The organism is Streptomyces sp. NBC_01515 (assembly GCF_045040345.1).
Lineage (GTDB): Bacteria > Actinomycetota > Actinomycetes > Streptomycetales > Streptomycetaceae > Streptomyces.
In genome coordinates, this window is record NZ_CP109416.1 from 4,775,874 (window position 1) to 4,792,407 (window position 16,534).

9 protein-coding genes are annotated in these 16,534 nt (G+C 71.5%); 8 read left to right on the top strand and 1 reads right to left on the bottom strand.

Translation table 11 applies throughout. From position 1 onward, the window contains the following. Window positions 1-209 precede the first annotated feature (209 nt). The 8 genes from OG407_RS21270 (at window position 210) to OG407_RS21305 (ending at window position 15,991) form a co-directional block, all read left to right on the top strand. The gene (locus OG407_RS21270; RefSeq protein ID WP_405868517.1) at window positions 210-3,920 is read left to right on the top strand and encodes an FHA domain-containing protein; all 3,711 of its coding nucleotides are present in this window, start codon (window positions 210-212) and stop codon (window positions 3,918-3,920) included. A 155-nt stretch (window positions 3,921-4,075) separates the two neighbouring features. Then, window positions 4,076-5,467, top strand: coding sequence for an ABC transporter substrate-binding protein (locus tag OG407_RS21275; protein WP_405860244.1), 1,392 nt, complete (start codon window positions 4,076-4,078; stop codon window positions 5,465-5,467). A 66-nt stretch (window positions 5,468-5,533) separates the two neighbouring features. Next, a complete protein-coding gene (locus tag OG407_RS21280; protein ID WP_405860246.1) occupies window positions 5,534-6,814 on the top strand; it encodes a carbohydrate ABC transporter permease in 1,281 nt (426 codons plus the stop codon). After that, window positions 6,811-7,719 (top strand): carbohydrate ABC transporter permease, encoded by a 909-nt coding sequence (locus OG407_RS21285; protein ID WP_405860248.1) that lies wholly within the window; start codon window positions 6,811-6,813, stop codon window positions 7,717-7,719. The genes OG407_RS21280 and OG407_RS21285 overlap by 4 nt, the downstream gene beginning before the upstream one ends. 155 nt (window positions 7,720-7,874) lie before the next feature. After that, window positions 7,875-10,136, top strand: a complete 2,262-nt coding sequence (locus OG407_RS21290) for a CDP-glycerol glycerophosphotransferase family protein (protein WP_405860250.1) — start codon at window positions 7,875-7,877, stop codon at window positions 10,134-10,136. 149 nt (window positions 10,137-10,285) lie between these two features. Continuing rightward, window positions 10,286-12,478: a CDP-glycerol glycerophosphotransferase family protein gene (locus OG407_RS21295; protein WP_405860252.1), complete on the top strand. Its 2,193-nt coding sequence runs from the start codon at window positions 10,286-10,288 to the stop codon at window positions 12,476-12,478. Between the two features lie 7 nt (window positions 12,479-12,485). Next, the gene (locus OG407_RS21300; RefSeq protein WP_405860254.1) at window positions 12,486-14,708 is read left to right on the top strand and encodes a CDP-glycerol glycerophosphotransferase family protein; all 2,223 of its coding nucleotides are present in this window, start codon (window positions 12,486-12,488) and stop codon (window positions 14,706-14,708) included. Then, the gene (locus tag OG407_RS21305) at window positions 14,705-15,991 is read left to right on the top strand and encodes a hypothetical protein (protein WP_405860256.1); all 1,287 of its coding nucleotides are present in this window, start codon (window positions 14,705-14,707) and stop codon (window positions 15,989-15,991) included. Before OG407_RS21300 ends, OG407_RS21305 begins: the two co-directional genes overlap by 4 nt. Window positions 15,992-16,071: 80 nt before the next feature. Here OG407_RS21305 and OG407_RS21310 read toward each other — a convergent pair whose 3' ends face one another. After that, the gene (locus OG407_RS21310; RefSeq protein WP_366490449.1) at window positions 16,072-16,485 is read right to left on the bottom strand and encodes an organic hydroperoxide resistance protein; all 414 of its coding nucleotides are present in this window, start codon (window positions 16,483-16,485) and stop codon (window positions 16,072-16,074) included. Window positions 16,486-16,534 lie beyond the last annotated feature (49 nt).

Here is a 16,534-nt window from a genome sequence, read left to right on the forward strand (position 1 = left end):
ACCGAAGGCGGACATGACCGGTCTCACTCGATCACCGGTGCGGCACTGGTCAGGCACTTTTGGGGACAGAGCTGACCAATCAAGATCACTTGCCACCGGGCCCCGGGCGAGTTGTCAGTGGCAGGTGCGAGGATGCGTGCAGTACTGGCCGATTGCTCGCGCGGGGTGGGGGAAATTCCGTGTCCGGGCAGAAGGGACCGCTGACGGCGATGCAGATCCGGCTGACCGTCGTAGACCCGTTGGGGCCGCCCGCGCAGCCGCGGGGCCGCTCCGCGAGTTGCGATGTGCTGGTCACCGCGCCCGCCGGCACGGCCCTGGCCGCGGTGGCGTCCGCGCTGGCCTCGGCGGTCTCCGCCGACGGGGCCGCGTCGCAGTCCGAGCGGAGCCGTGAGTCCGGCGGCCCGATCGTGCTGTACGCGGGCGTGGAGCGCCTCGACACCCAGCGCTGCACCCTCGGCGAGCCGCCGCTGACGGACGGCGCGGTGCTGTCCCTGGGCGCCCCCGCCGAGCCCGAGGCGCATCCCGAGCTGGACGACGCCCCGACCCAGCTCCATGTGGTCGCGGGCCCGGACGCGGGCGGGGTGCACCTCCTGCACGGCGGCCAGATCCATATCGGCCGCTCCGCCGACGCCGACGTCCCGCTGGACGACCCGGACGTCTCCCGGCTGCACTGCGCGGTGACGGTCGACCCCGGGGGCCGCGTCTCGGTCGCCGACCTGGGCTCGACGAACGGCACGACCCTGGCGGGCACGCGCGTGGGCGCCCGCCCGGTGCGCTTCGCCCCGGGCGTGCTGCTCCGCATCGGCGAGTCGGCCCTGCGGCTGACCCCGTCCGGCGGCCCGGGAGCGCGCGCCGAGACGGCCCCCGACGGCGAGGGCCACGTGCGCGTGTCCCCCGGCACCCCGGCCGCCGCCCGCGCCGAACCCCTCGTGGTGCCCGGCCAGGGCAGCGCCCCGAGCATCGAGCACCACGTCGTGCACGAGGGCGGCGACACCCACGCGGGCCGCTTCGGAGTCTTCGGCGAGCCTCTCGGCGACGAGCGGGCGGAGGGCGCCGAGGACCTGTTCTCAGCGCCTACGACGACCTCCCGCATCCCCCCGTACGACGACTCCGACGACGCCCACAGCGGACGCAAGGGCACCCCGCTCCGGGGCACCGACGTGCCGCAGGGTGTGCGCAGGCGCGGCGGCATCGGCAAGTGGGCGCGGCGCCTGACGGGCGGCCGGGGCGAGTCGACGGCCGAGGGCCCCGAGTCGTCGTACGACGAGGAGGTCGCCGACGAGAGCGTGCCGCCCCCGCCCGTCGTCCTCCAGCAACCCGACACCTGGCCCGACCCGGCGGCCCTGCTGCTCACCGCCCTGGGCCCGGGCCCCCGCCTGTGGGAGCGCGCCCCCGGTCACCCCGAGGCGCTCACGGTGCGGCTCGGCACGGCGGACCGGGCGACTCCGGACGGCTCGGCGCTGCTGCCCGCGGTGCCGGTGACCTCCGGGCTCCGCGAGGTCGGCGCGCTGGGCCTGGCCGGTCCGCGCGCGCGGCTCTCGGGGCTGGCCCGCGCGGTGGTGGCCCAGCTCGCCGCGCTGCACTCCCCCGACGCCCTGGAGATCGTGCTGATCAGCACGGACCGCGCGCGTACGGTGGCCGAGCGCACCGCCGAGTGGTCCTGGCTCGGCTGGCTGCCGCACCTGCGCCCCGGACACGGCCAGGACTGCCGGCTGCTGCTGGCCTACGACCGGGAACAGGCGACGGCCCGGACCGATGAGCTGCTGCGGCGGCTTGAGGACCACGTCATGGATACGCGGGGCGGGAGCCGACCGGGTATCACCTCAGGCGCCTCCGGCACCTCGGGCCGTCGTACTCCGGGTATCGGCGCGCAGCGCGGCTCGGCGGAGGGACGGTCGGGTCTCCCCGCACCACACGGTTCGCTCGCCTCACAACACGGTTCCGCCGAAGGCCAGTTGAGTGCCGCCGCCCGGCACACGGCCGACGACCGCCAGCAGCGCGGGGCGACGGGCACCTCCGGCACCCCGACCACGTACAACACCACCGACGACGCCCACCACCACCGCTCCGGCACCACCGACGACCCGGTCTCCGGCGCCACCCGGCCCCGGCCCGCCGGCTCCGACGGCTCCGCCGATTCCCTCCGCGGCGCCGCCCACCGCCCCGCGTGGGCCCGCACCGACGACGGTGACGGCTCGGCGGACGGTTTCGCGGGGCCGTACACCGTGCTCGTGGTGGACGGTGATCCCGGTGGCGCCGATGTGCGCGAGGCGGTGGCTCGGCTGGCCCATGACGGGCCCCGGGCCGGTATCCACGTCGTGTGCCTCGCCGAGACGGAAGCGGCCTCGCCCGTGTCCCCCGTGACGGAGACCTACGAGGCGGCCTGCGCGGCGGCGCCGACGTTCCGGGAGTGCGGGGCGGTCGCGCTGCTGAGCGGTGATGTCGCCACGGCGCTACGGCTGTTGCGGGTCGCGCACGGCGGTACGGGGGCGACGCGACCGGGTGCCGGAGCAGCGCGGACCGGCGCGGAAGCGGCGCGACCCGGCACAGCGGCATCGCTCCCCAACCAGATCGCCCCCGATCAGACCAGCCCCGGTCAGCCCTACTCCGACCATGCGTACCTCGGCCAGAACGACCCCGCCCCCTCCGGCCCCGGCCCGGTAGGCAACGGCACCATCGCCGCCGTGGACGCGGTGTCCCTCGCCTGGGCCGAACGCTTCGCGCGGGCGCTGGCGCCGCTCCGGGCGGACGGGCCCGCTAACGAGCGGCACGCGCGTGTGTCGGCGCCGTTGCCTCAATCGGCGCGGTTGCTGGACGAGTTGGGGCTGGCACGGGCCACCCCGGCCTCGCTGCTGACGCGGTGGGCGGATGCCGGGGACGACAAGGACGCGGTCGGCGGGCGGGCCTGGGCGGTGCTCGGGGCCGGGCCGCGCGGGCCGGTCACCGCGGACCTCGCCGCCGAGGGGCCGCATCTGCTGATCGAGGGCCCGCCGGGCAGTGGCCGTACGGAGTCGCTGCGGGCGGTCGTCGCGTCCCTCGCCGCCGCCGAGCGTCCGGACCGGCTCGGCATCGTGCTGATGGACGGGCGGGACAGCATCGGCGCGAGCGGGGGGCACGGTGAGGGACTGCGGGTCTGCACGGACGTACCGCATGTCACCACCCATCTCACCGCCAACGACCCTGTGCGCATGCGGGAGTTCGCGCAGTCGCTGAGCGCGGAGCTGAAGCGGCGGGCCGAGTTGCTGGGCCGGATCGGCTTCGTCGAGTGGCACTCGCGGCACGAGGTGTCGGGGCGGATCATCTCCCAGCGCGGCACGTCCGGTGCCGGGGATCTGGAGTCCCCGACCAGTTCGACGATCCGGCTGCGCCCGTCGGCGGCGGCCCGTCAACAGACCGAGGCGGCACCGCCGTTGCCCCGGCTCGTCGTGGTGGTCGACGATCTGGACGCGCTGGTGAAGCCCCCGCTGGGCTCCCCCGGGCGTCCCGCCGCCGGTTCGGTGATACGCGCACTGGAGGCGGTGGCCCGCGAGGGCGAGCGGCTCGGCGTGCACCTGGTGGCGGCTGCCGCCGTAGAGGCGCGTACGTCCGAGACGGAACCCGCGCGGCACATCACCCTCCGGGTCAGCCTCGACGCGACGACTCAGGGGCCGGACGAACCCGCCCCGGGGCGTGGCCGGTTGACGCTGCCGGACGGGCGGGCGACTCCGTTCCAGGGTGGCCGTGTGACGGGCCGTATCCCGCGTACGGCGACGCTCCGGCCCACGGTCGTGCCGCTGGAGTGGCAGCGCATGGGCGACCCGCCGGCCCGCCGCCCGGTCCGCGAACTGGGCAACGGGCCGACGGACTTGGCGCTCCTGGCCAGCGCGCTGGAGCGGGCCACGCGCTCGGTGTCCGCGGCGGAGGTGCCGTCGCTCCTCTGATCGTTCACAGGTTGCCCACACAACCCCACGTCACGACCCAATCACGATCGCGTACTTGACAGCGAACGCCATCTTGCCGCGTTCAAGTACCGGGCGTAGACCAGTGCGCACGGAAGCGTTCGAGCGTTCGACGAGGAACGAAGAACGGGGCAGTGATGCGCAGCACGAGCAGCACACACCGGACACGGACCCGCAAAACCGTACGTACAGCGGCAGTTGTCGCCGCGGGGGCACTGACGCTCTCGCTCGCCGCCTGTGGAGGCAGTGACAAAAAGAGCGACAGCGGCAAGTCGAGCAGTCCTTCGGAGACCGCCGGAACCGTCACCCTCCCGAAACTGAACGGCGCGAGCCTCGAAGTGGCCGCCGTGTGGACGGGTGCCGAGCAGAAGAACTTCAAGGCGGTGCTCTCCGAGTTCGAGAAGCGCACGGGGGCCAAGGTCACCTTCGTGCCCGCGCAGGACCCGATCATCAACTTCCTCGGCTCGAAGATCGCGGGCGGCCAGCCGCCGGACGTCGCGATGCTCCCGCAGCCCGGCGCCATCAAGCAGGCCGTCGACAAGAAGTGGGCCAAGCCCCTCGGAGCCGACGCGCTCGCGGAGTTGCAGAAGAACTACTCGCAGGGCTGGCAGGACATCGGCAAGGTCGACGGCAAGCAGTACGGCGTCTACTACAAGGCCGCCAACAAGTCGCTGATCTGGTACAACGCCAAGGTCTTCGCGAACGCGGGCGCCAAGGAGCCCAAGACCTGGGCGGAGTTGCTGACGACCGCGCAGACGATCTACGACTCCGGGGTCACCCCGTTCTCGATCGCGGGCGCGGACGGCTGGCCGCTCACCGACTGGTTCGAGAACGTCTATCTGTCGCAGGCCGGGCCCGAGAAGTACGACCAGCTCGCCCAGCACAAGATCAAGTGGACGGACCCCTCCGTCAAGCAGGCCCTCACCACGCTCGCCCAGATCTGGGGCAAGAAGGCCTATATCGCGGGCGGTCAGAACGGCGCGCTGCAGACCGAGTTCCCCGCGTCCGTCACCCAGACCTTCAACGGCGGCGACCAGCCGAAGTCCGCGATGGTCTACGAGGGCGACTTCGTGCAGGTCAACATCGGTGAGACCAAGGCGAAGGTGGGCACCGACGCGAAGGTGTTCCCGTTCCCGTCGGTCGGCTCGACCGCGCCCGTGGTCTCCGGCGGCGACGCGGCCGTCATCCTGAAGGACTCCAAGGCGGCCCAGGCGCTGGCCACCTTCCTCGCCTCACCGGACGCGGCGACGATCCAGGCGAAGCTCGGCGGCTATCTCTCCCCCAACAAGAACGTGCCGGACTCGGCGTACCCGAACGCGGTGCAGCGGACGATCGCCAAGTCGCTGGTCGCGGCCGGTGACGACTTCCGCTTCGACATGTCCGACCAGGCCCCGCAGTCCTTCGGCGGTACGCCGGGCAAGGGCGAGTGGAAGGACCTCCAGGACTTCCTGAAGAACCCGACGGATGTCGCGGGCACGCAGGCGCAGTTGGAGAAGGACGCGGCGGCGGCGTACGCGAGCGGGAGCTGAGCCCCGGTGGCATCGGCTGCGGCGGAGGCCCCCGGGGCCTCCGTCCCTCCCCGCAACCGCAAGAGCGTGACCGGCACCCGCAGGACCGTGGCAGTGCTGTTCCTGCTGCCCGCTCTGGTGCTGCTCGGCGCGCTCGTGGTCTACCCGATCGGGTACTCGCTGGTCCGCAGCTTCGGCAACCAGGCCGGTGACGGCTTCGCCGGATTCGACAACTACAAGGCCCTGTTCACCGACGACGGCATCCGTACCGCCCTGAAGAACAACGTCATCTGGGTGATCTTCGCGCCGACGGTCGCCACCGCCCTCGGTCTGATCTTCGCGGTGCTGACCGAACGGGTGCGCTGGGGAACGGCGTTCAAGCTGGTCGTCTTCATGCCGATGGCGATCTCGATGCTGGCCGCCGGCATCATCTTCCGGCTCGTCTACGACCAGGACCCGCACAAGGGCGTCGCCAACGCGGTCTGGGTCGGCGTCCACGACACGTTCGTCTCGTCGTCGGCGTTCCCCAACGCCCACCCGGGCCGCGAGTCGCCGCTGAAGGCGGACCACGGCGGCTTCATCACCAGTACGACGGTCCACACGGGCCAGACCGTCGTCCTCCCGCTGGTCGGCGTCGCCCCCGACCAGATGCCCGACGGCGCGAAGAAGGCCGTAGCCGCGAAGGCCGAGCCGGGGAAGATCACCGGCACGACCTGGCAGGACTTCACCCGCGGCAAGGGCGTCGGCAAGCTCGGCGGGGTCGACCCGTCCGAACTCGGCTACGGCGGCATGAAGATCGAGGCGGTGAAGGACGGCAAGGTGGTCGCCTCGACGAAGGCCGCGGGCGACGGCACCTTCACCTTGCCCGCCAAGGCCGACGGGGCCCAACTCCGGCTCCCGGCAGGCAACTTCAAGGCGCCCTACAACGGAGTGGAGTGGCTGGGCCCGTCGTTGGTGACGCCGGCCATCATCGGGTCGTACGTGTGGATGTGGGCCGGGTTCGCGATGGTGCTGATCGCGGCCGGACTCGCGGGTGTGCCACGGGAGTTGCTGGAGGCGGCGCGGGTCGACGGCGCCAACGAGTGGCAGGTGTTCCGGCGGGTCACGGTGCCGCTGCTGGCGCCGGTGCTCGCGGTCGTCGCCGTCACGCTGATGATCAATGTGCTGAAGATCTTCGACCTGGTCTTCATCATCGCCCCGGGCTCCTCGCAGGACGACGCGAACGTGCTGGCCCTGGAGCTGTACCGGAAGGGCTTCTCGGAGGACCAGCCGGGGATCGCCAGCGCGATCTCGGTGTTCCTCCTGCTGCTGGTGATTCCGGTGATGCTCTTCAATGTGCGGCGGCTCAGGCGGGAGGTGCGGCGATGACCACGGATGCCGGAACTCTGGGAAAACCAGGGCCCGTTGAGGTCGTCAAGGCGCGGGAGTCGCTCGGCTCCCGGCTCGCGGCGGCGGCCAGCGGGGGTCTGGTCAGGGTGTTCCTGATCCTCGTCGGCCTGTTCTGGCTGGTGCCGACGCTCGGGCTGCTGCTGTCCTCGCTGCGCAGCCCGGAGAACATGAGCGCGAGCGGCTGGTGGAAGGTCTTCAGCCAGCCGTCCCAGCTCACCCTCCACAGCTACAAGACGCTGCTGGAGAACAGCGATATCACCAACTCGCTGTGGAACACCGTCCTGATCACCGTCCCGGCGACGATCCTCGTCGTGGTGATCGGCTCGCTCGCGGGCTACGCGTTCGCGTGGATGGAGTTCCCGGGCCGCGACTGGTGGTTCCTGGGCGTGGTCAGCCTGCTGGTCGTGCCGGTGCAGGTGGCGCTGATCCCGATCGCCGAACTCTTCGGGAAAATCGGCCTGTTCGGGACCATCTTCGGGGTGATCCTGTTCCATGTCGGCTACGGGCTGCCGTTCGCGGTGTTCCTGCTGCGGAACTTCTTCGCGGAGATCCCGCGCGAACTCCTGGAGGCGGCCCGGCTGGACGGCGCGGGCGAACTGCGGCTGTTCGCGCGGGTCGTGATGCCGCTGGGCGGGCCCGCGATCGCGAGCCTGGGCATCTTCCAGTTCCTGTGGGTGTGGAACGACATGCTGGTCGCGCTGGTGTTCACCAAGTCGAGCACCCAGCCGATCACGGTCGCACTGCAGACGCAGGTACGCCAGTTCGGCAACAACATCGACGTGCTGGCACCCGGTGCGTTCATCTCCATGGTGATCCCGCTGGCCGTGTTCTTCGCGTTCCAGCGGCAGTTCGTGACCGGTGTGATGGCAGGAGCGGTCAAATAGCCGCAAAACGCGCATAGTTCGAAGGGGTGGGCCGTCACCGGCCCGCCCCTTTTCGTTCACCGTGCGTCCCCCGTATGCCGTACCCGGCGTAACCAAGTCACTCCATCGGCCGTTCCCGGGCAGAACGCCCGCGCCGACCGACCCATGGATGTCCCTTGCCCAGGTTCAGTGTCATTGTCCCCGCGTACAAGGTGCAGGCGTACCTGCACGAATGCCTGGAATCGGTGCTCTCCCAGTCGTACCCCGATCTGGAGTTGATCGCGGTCGACGACTGCTCGCCGGACGCCTGCGGCGCGATCATCGACGAGTTCGCGGCCCGCGACGCCCGGGTGCGCGCCGTCCATCTCCCCGAGAACCAGGGCCTCGGCCGCGCCCGCAACGCCGGTCTGGAACAGGCGACCGGCGACTATCTCGTCTTCCTCGACAGCGACGACACGCTCACGCCCGACGCGCTGCGCGCGATCGCCGACCGTCTGAAGGAGACCGGCGAGCCGGACGTCCTGGTCTTCGACTACGCGCGCACCTTCTGGTCCGGCGAGGCCCAACGCAACAAGGTCGCCGCCCAGTTGACCGAGCAGGGCCCGGCGCCCTTCCGGCTGGAGGACCGCCCCGGGCTCCTGCGGGTCATCATGGTGGCCTGGAACAAGGCGTACCGACGGGAGTTCGTCGAGCGCGAGGGCTTCGCCTTCCCGCCCGGCTACTACGAGGACACCCCGTGGACCTACCCGGTCCTGATGACGGCGGAGACGATCGCGACCCTCGACCGGGTCTGCGTCCACTACCGCCAGCGCCGCCAGGGCAACATCCTCGGCACCACCAGCCGTAAGCACTTCGACGTCTTCGACCAGTACGACCGGGTCTTCGCGTTCGTCGACGCGCGCCCCCAACTCGCCCAGTGGCGGCCGGTGTTGTTCCGCCGCATGGTCGACCATCTCGCGACGGTGTTCACCAAGCCCGACCGGCTCCCGCGCGGCACACGGGCCGAGTTCCTGCGCAAGGCCCGCGCCCACTACCGCCGTTACCGCATCCCCGGCACCCCGGTCCCGCTGCGCACCCGCACGCGCCACACGCTCGTCCACTTCGGCGTCCACCGCACGTTCCGCGCCCTGCAGAAGGCGATGAGCTGGCGCCGCAGCGCGGTCAAGCTCACCGCGAAGGCCCTGCGCGCACTCAGGGCGGCGGTCCTCCAGCTCCACTACCGCGTCCAACTCCGGCTCCCGCTGAGGGATCGCGCGGTCTTCGCCGCCTACTGGGGGCGCGGCCACAGCTGCAACCCGGGGGCGCTGGAGAGCGCGTTCCGCACCCACGCCCCGCACATCCGCACCGCGTGGATCGCCCGCCCCGAGCACCACCACACGATCCCGGCGGCCACCCGCAGGCTGCGCCCGGACACCGCCTCCTACTGGACGGCGCTCGCCCGCTCCAAGTACCTGGTGAACAACGTCAACTTCGACCGCCGGCTGGTCAAGCGCCCCGGCCAGGTCATGATCCAGACCCAACACGGCACCCCGCTCAAGCACATGGGCCTCGACCTCCAGGAACGCCCGGCCGCCGCACGGGACATGGACTTCGCCGAACTCCTCAAGGGCGTCGACAAGTGGGACCACGTCCTGTCCGCCAACCGCCACACCACCCTGACCTGGGAGCGCGTCTACCCCGGCCGCTACACCACGCTCGCCCACGGCTACCCGCGCAACGACGTGTTCCAGCAGGCGACTTCGGCCGACGTCGCCCGGCTGCGCGAGTCCCTCGGCATCCCGCAGGACACCATCGCCCTGCTCTACGCCCCGACCCACCGTGACTACCGCCGCGTCCAGCGCGCCCACCTCGACCTCGACCGCGTCCTGCGCCGCCTCGGCCCGCGCTTCGTCGTGCTGGCCCGCGCCCACTACTGGCACGAGGGCCCCCTCGCAGCCCACGCGACCGGCCGGATCATCGACGTCACCGACCACCCCAGCGTCGAGTCCCTCTGCCTCGCCTCCGACGCGCTGGTCACCGACTACTCGTCCCTGATGTTCGACTACGCCAACCTCGACCGCCCGATCGTCATCCACGCCGACGACTGGGAGGCCTACGAGGCCGCCCGCGGCACCTACTTCGACCTGCGCGCCTTCCCGCCGGGCGCGGTCGCCCGCAGCGAGGACGAACTGATCGACATCTTCGCGACCGACCACTGGCGCGGCTCCCGCTCGGCCCAGCTGCGGGCCGCGTTCCGCGAGCGTTTCTGCCCCTACGACGACGGCCGCGCCGCCGAACGCGTCGTACGCCACGTGGTGTTGGGCGAGACCGACCTCCCGCCGGTCGTGCCGCTCGCCGAGCGCCACCCGGTGCCGTCGGCCGCCGCGAGCCCCACGCGCTCCCCGCTCGCCACCGTGCCGCAGCCCGCGGCGTCCCAGCCCGTCACCGACCGCCTCTGAACACCGTTCCCACACCGGGGAGTTCACATGCCCTCAAGCCCGTCACGTCCCACCCCGACCCGCCCGACCACCTGGCGCCCGACCGGACGCCCCAGGGCCTGCCGCGCGCACTGACCCGGCCCCCTCCGCACCACTGGAGAAAGAGCAGAATGCCCCGCTTCAGCATCATCGTCCCGTCCCACGGGGTCGCCGGCCGGCTGTCCCTGGCCCTGGACTCGGTCCTCGCCCAGTCCTACGGCGACTTCGAGCTGATCCCGGTCTGCGACGCCCCCGGCTCCCCGGCCGCCGACGTCGCCACCGGCCACGCCGGGCGGGACTCCCGGGTGGCCCCGGTCGACTCGCCACCCTCCGCAGGCCTGAGCGGGGCCCGCAACACCGGGCTACGGGCGGCGACCGGGGCCTACGTCCTGTTCCTGGACGGCGACGACACCCTCGCCCCGGGCGCACTGGCCGCGCTGGACGCCCGGCTGACAGAGACCGGTGGAGTCGACGTCCTGTACTTCGAGCACGAGCGGACCCCGTGGTGGGAGGGCGAGCCCACCAACCCGGCCGCCCCGCTGCTCGCGAAGACCCCGGCGGGCGCCCTCTCCCCCGCCCAGGCACCGCAGTTGACCGGCGTGCAGCTCCCGGCGTGGAGCGCTGCCTACCGCCGCGCCTTCCTCGCCGAGCACCAACTCACCTTCCCCGACGGCAGGTTCACGGACCTGGGCTGGGGCGGCCTGGTCACCGTCGCCGCCGAGCGGGTGGCGGTCCTGCGCTCGGTGGTCGTACGGCATCTGCTGCGCAGGCAGGGCAGCCGGCTCAACCTGCCCGGCGAGCACCACCATCAGCTGCTCGACCAGGTGGAGTTGGTGCTGACGGCGGCCCAGGGTCTGCCTCCCGAGCGGTCGCACGCGCTGTTCGAGCAGCTCTTCGCCGTGGTGCTGAAGACCGCCTCCCGGCCCGAGCGGCTCCCCTCCGGACACCGCGCCTTCTTCCGCCGGGCCGGGCGGCTGTACCGGAGTCACCGGCCCGCCGACTTCCCTGCTCCGGGCGGGAGTCTGGGAGTGCAGCACCGGCTGCTGGCCTCGGGGGCGTACACGGCGTTCAAGGCGCTGCGCGGTGTCAACCGGTCGGCGTCGGGCGCGGCCGAGCGGGTCCCGCGCCCCCGGATGCTCCGCACCCGGCTCCTCTACGCCCGCGCCCTGCGCCGTCGGATCGACCCCAACCTGGCTGTGTACTGCGCCTATTGGGGACGCGGCTACGCGTGCAGCCCGGCCGCGATCCACGCCAAGGCTCGTGAACTCGCCCCGCACATCCGCTCGGTGTTCCTGGTGGAGCCGGACGCGGTGGACGCCGTACCGAAGGGCGTCGAGCACGCCGTCATCGGCAGCCGGAAGTACTGGGAGGTGCTGGCGCGGGCCAAGTACCTGGTGAACAACGCCAACTTCGCGGAGGGCGTCGTCAAGCGGCCCGGCAGCGTGCACGTCCAGACGCAGCACGGGACCCCGCTGAAGAAGATGGGCGTCGACCAGTCGACGTACCCGGTGGTGGCCGCCGCGACCGGCAGCTTCGCCAAGTTGCTTGGCCGGGTGGACCGTTGGGACTACAACATCTCCTCCAACCGCCACTCCACCCAGATGTGGGAGCGCGCCTTCCCCGGCTCGTACGAGGCGTTGGAGTACGGCTATCCGCGCAACGACGTCTACTACACGGCGACGGCGGACGAAGTGGCGCGTGTGCGCCGGGAGTTGGGCGTCCCGGAGGGCAAGACGGCCGTCCTGTACGCGCCCACCCACCGCGACTACCAGACCGGCTTCGACACGGGCCTCGACCTGGATGCCTTCTGTGAGGCGGCCGGCGACGACGTGGTCGTGCTGCTGCGCGCCCACTACTTCTACGACCAGGGCCGCGCGAAGAGCAGCGGCCGGATCATCGACGTGACCGGGCACCGCTCCTCCGAGGACGTGTGCCTGGCCGCCGACGCGCTGGTCACCGACTACTCGTCGATCATGTTCGACTACGCCAACCTCGACCGGCCGATCGTCGTGTACGCCGACGACTGGGAGGTCTACCGGGAGACGCGGGGCGTCTACTTCGACCTCATGGAGGCGCCACCGGGACCGGTCGCCCGCACGCCCGAGGAGCTGGCGCAAGTGTTCCGCGACGGCTCGTACGCGGGGCCCGAGTCCACGGCTCTGCGGGCCGAATTCCGTTCCCGTTTCTGCGAGTTCGACGACGGACTCGCCGCCGAGCGGGTCGTACGCCGGGTGTTCCTCGGCGAGCCGCCGGAGACCGTGCCGCCCGTGGTCCCGCTCGCGGAGCGCGTCCCGGCCCCCGCCGCCACCCTCGTAAGGAGCTGAACCCGAAGTGCCCCGCTTCAGCGTCATCGTCCCCGTCTTCAAGGTGCAGGGCTTTCTGCGCGAGTGCCTCGACTCGGTTCTGGAGCAGTCGTACCAGGACATCGAGGTGATCGCCGTGAACGACTGCTCGCCGGACGGATGCGGCGCGATCCTCGACGAGTACGCGGCCCGCGACCCGCGCGTGCGGGTGCTGCACCTGCCGGAGAACGTCGGCCTCGGCCGCGCCCGCAACGCCGGAACGCCCCTGGCCACCGGCGACTTCCTGTTCTTCCTCGACAGCGACGACACCCTCACGCCGGGCGCCCTGCGCGCGATGGCCGACCGGCTCGACGCGAGCGGCGACCCGGACGTGCTGGTCTTCGACTACGCGCGCACCTACTGGTGGGGCGGCACCCGGCGCAACGTCCTCGCGCACGTCCTCACGGAGGTCGACGGCACCTTCACGGTCGCCGAACACCCGGAGATCCTCGACCTGTTGATGGTCGTGTGGAACAAGGTGTACCGCCGGGAGTTCGTGCACAAGCACGGCTTCGAGTTCCCGCCGGGCTACTACGAGGACACGCCCTGGACGTTCCCGGTGCTGCTCAGCGCCGAGCGGATCGCCACCCTCGACCGGATCTGCCTGAACTACCGGCAGCGGCGCCAGGGCAACATCCTGTCCACCACCAGCCGCAAGCACTTCGACATCCACGACCAGTACGAACGGGTCTTCGCGTTCGTCGACTCCCGCCCGGAGCTGGCGAGTTGGCTGCCGTACCTGCACCGCAAGATGGGCGAGCACTGTCTCGACATCCTCGGCAAGCCGGACCGGCTGCCCCCGTCCGACAAGGCCGAGTTCTTCCGCCGTACGGCCGAACTGTTCGCCAAGCACAAGCCGGCGGGCGCGAAGGCAGACACCGAAGTCCGCGCCCTGGAAGGCAGTTACGCGCGGTACCGGGTGCGGCGGCAGGCGGGGCGGGCCGCCCGGCAGCTCGAACGCCGGGCGTCGCAGGCCCGCAAGGCGGCGGCCGGACGCGTCAAGGGCGGTGTGTCCGCGCTGTACGCGCGCCGGTCGCTGGACCCCAACCTCGTCGTGTACTCGGCCTTTTCGCACCGCGGGGTCCTCGGTGACCCGGGCGCCGTCTACTACAAGGCGCGGGAGATCGCCCCGCACCTGAGGGGCGTGTGGGTCGTACAGGACGCGGAACAGGCCGCGTTGCTGCCGCCGGACGTCGAGCACGTCCTCCTCAACACCCTGCGGTACCGCCAACTCACCTCCCGCGCCAAGTACTTCGTGAACAACGTCAACTGGCCCGGCACCCTCACCAAGCGCCCCGGCAGCGTCCACATCCACACCCACCAGGGCACCCCGCTCAAGTACATGGCGGCCGACCTGCTGGACAAGCCCGGCGGGCGCTTCGGCGTCGACGTACCGCAGATGCTGCGCCGGGCCGACCGCTGGGACCACAGCCTCGTCGCCAACCGGCACTCGGAGCTGGTGTGGGAGCGGGCGTATCCGTGTCACTTCGCCTCGGCGCGGACGGGGAGCCCGCGCAACGACGTTCTCGTCGGCGCGACTCCCGCAGCGGGGGCGGCAGTTCGGGAACGGCTCGGCATCCCCGCCGGGAACACCGTCGTGCTGTACGCGCCGACCCGCCGCGAGTACGTCCGGGGCGGGCACGTCGACCGGCTGGACCTGGCCCGGTTCGCCGAGGATCTCGGCCCGGAGCACACCCTCGTCGTACGGCTGCACCCGTCCCTCGCGACCGGACCCGCGCGCGGGATGGGCCTCGCGGACCTGCACCGGCGCGGGGTCCTGGTCGACGCGACCGACGAACCCTCCGTAGAAGACGTCATGTTGGCGTCCGACGCGCTCGTCACCGACTACTCGGCCCTGATGTTCGACTACGCCACCCTCGACCGGCCGATCGTGCTGCACGCCGACGACCGGGAGGCGTACGCGGCCAGCCGGGGCACCTACTTCGATGTCACCGCCGCGCCACCGGGTCATGTGTCCGGTTCCTACCGGGAGTTGGCGTGGGTGTTCGCGTCCGGCGCCTGGCGGGACGAGGACTCGACGCGGCTGCGGGCCGAATTCCGGTCGCGGTACTGCGAGTTCGAGGACGGGAGGGCCGCCGAGAGGGTCGTACGGACGCTGCTGCTGGGTGACGAGGGCTGGCTGCCGCAGGCCGAGTCCGGTGCGCGGGTGCCCTCTCCCGCCGCCGGTCACGACCAGTTGGCGTCCTCATGAGGCCGCGTACCTGGGTGCTGGTGCTGGCCGCGGTGTTCGCGGTGCTCCAACTCGCCAATGTCACCGGGCGGGCGACCCCCGACACGAAGAACTACCTGTCGTACGCGATGAGTCTGCGCGGGGCGAGCGAGCGGGAGGCGGCGACCGTCGCCATCGACTACAGCTGTGCGAGCCAGGGGGCGGACGCGCGGCGCGACCAGAGCGTGAACCCGCTGAACTTCCACGGCAAGGACCCGGCCGCGCGGGTCGCGAAGAAGTGCCGGGACGCGGAGTGGCGGGGGGTGAACGCGCGGCTGCGGGCCGGGCAGACGGGCGGGTTCATCACGCCGTTCACGTCCGAGCGGTTCATGCGGATCTTCGAAGTGCGGCCCGGTTACCCGGTGTTCCTGGTGCCGTTCGTGACGCTGCTCGGGCCGGTCTGGGGGATGTGGTCGGCGAGTGTCGTCCTCACGGTCGGGGGCGGGATCCTTGTCTTCCTGATCCTGCGCACGTTGTCCGTGTCGGTGCCGCTCGCGCTGACCGGGCAGGCCCTCTACTACGTGCTGCCGTGCGGGACGACCTCGATGCGGCCGATGACCGAGGGGCTGATGACGGCCCTGACACTGGCTGGGGTGTGGGGTTGCGCGTTGGTGCTGAACGGGCGGCGGACGCGTGCCGGACTCGCTCTGGTGGGTGGTTCGTTGGTGCTTCTCTTCGCCGTCAAGCACTCGCAGTCCCTGTTCCTCGGGCTGTGTCTGGCCGGTGCGGGTGCGGTGGTCGCCGTAGGGCGCTTGCGGCGTGGGCGGGCGCCGGGGCGGGCCTTGGTGACGGTCGCCTTGCTCGGCGCAACTGCCGCGCTGGGCACGCTGGTTCTGGCGAGTGCGCTGCGCTATCCGTCCCAGACCGACAGCCTTCAGGACCTGCTCACCGATCACTATGCCCGGCCCGACCGCACGCGGCTGTGGCCCGAATTCCTGCACCTGGAAGCGAACTTCTGGGTGGAGTGGACACGGCAGCAGTTGTGGCAGCCGATGCTTGTGGCCGCGCTGGGTGCGGGGGTGTGGGGTGCGGTGCGGCGGCCGGCGTTCGGGGTGTTCCTGATCGGGGCCGCGTTCACGGGGATTCTCACGCAGGCCGCGCATCCCGATATCAGTGTGTGGGGTGGGCGGTTGATCGTGCTGGTGTGGTTGTTGCCGGTGGTGGGGGTGCCGTTGTTGCTGGAGGGTGTGGTGCGGGGGAAGGCGGTCCTTCCGGTGCCGGTCCAGGCGCAGGGGCTCGGGGAGCGGGCCCACTCGGCGACTTGAGAGGCGCAGCGCGATGAGGCGGCCGGTGGCAAGTGCGCCACCGGCCGCCTCATTTCCGGGTCACGGGAGAGTCGTAGCGACTACTCGACGACGAGGTCGACCTCGATGTTGCCGCGGGTGGCGTTCGAGTAGGGGCAGACCTGGTGGGCGGTCTCGACCAGCTTGCGGCCGGTCGCCTCGTCCACGGTGTCGGGGAGCTCGACGCGCAGGGTCACCTTGAGGCCGAAGCCCTCGCCCTGCTTGCCGATGCCGACCTCGGCGGTCACGGCCGCGTCGGTGACGTCGACCTTCGCCTGGCGGCCGACGAGGCCGAGGGCGCTGCCGAAACAGGCGGCGTAACCGGCGGCGAACAGCTGCTCAGGGTTGGTGCCCTGGCCGTTGCCGCCCATCTCGACCGGAATGCCGAGCTGAAGGTCGATCTTGCCGTCGTTGCTGACCGCGCGGCCGTCACGGCCGTGGGTGGCGGTGGCTACGGCGGTGTAGATCGCGTCCATTGGAAACCATCCCTCTCGGAAGTCCTGGTGGGGGTGACCGGTCCGGGTG

Excerpts from the sequence above, each read along its gene's own strand:
- OG407_RS21270 (WP_405868517.1), top strand. The coding sequence starts at position 210 with ATGCAGATCCGGCTGACCGTCGTAGACCCGTTGGGGCCGCCCGCGCAG.
- OG407_RS21275 (WP_405860244.1), top strand. The coding sequence starts at position 4,076 with ATGCGCAGCACGAGCAGCACACACCGGACACGGACCCGCAAAACCGTA.
- OG407_RS21285 (WP_405860248.1), top strand. The coding sequence starts at position 6,811 with ATGACCACGGATGCCGGAACTCTGGGAAAACCAGGGCCCGTTGAGGTC.
- OG407_RS21295 (WP_405860252.1), top strand. The coding sequence starts at position 10,286 with ATGCCCCGCTTCAGCATCATCGTCCCGTCCCACGGGGTCGCCGGCCGG.
- OG407_RS21305 (WP_405860256.1), top strand. The coding sequence starts at position 14,705 with ATGAGGCCGCGTACCTGGGTGCTGGTGCTGGCCGCGGTGTTCGCGGTG.
- OG407_RS21310 (WP_366490449.1), bottom strand. The coding sequence starts at position 16,485 with ATGGACGCGATCTACACCGCCGTAGCCACCGCCACCCACGGCCGTGAC.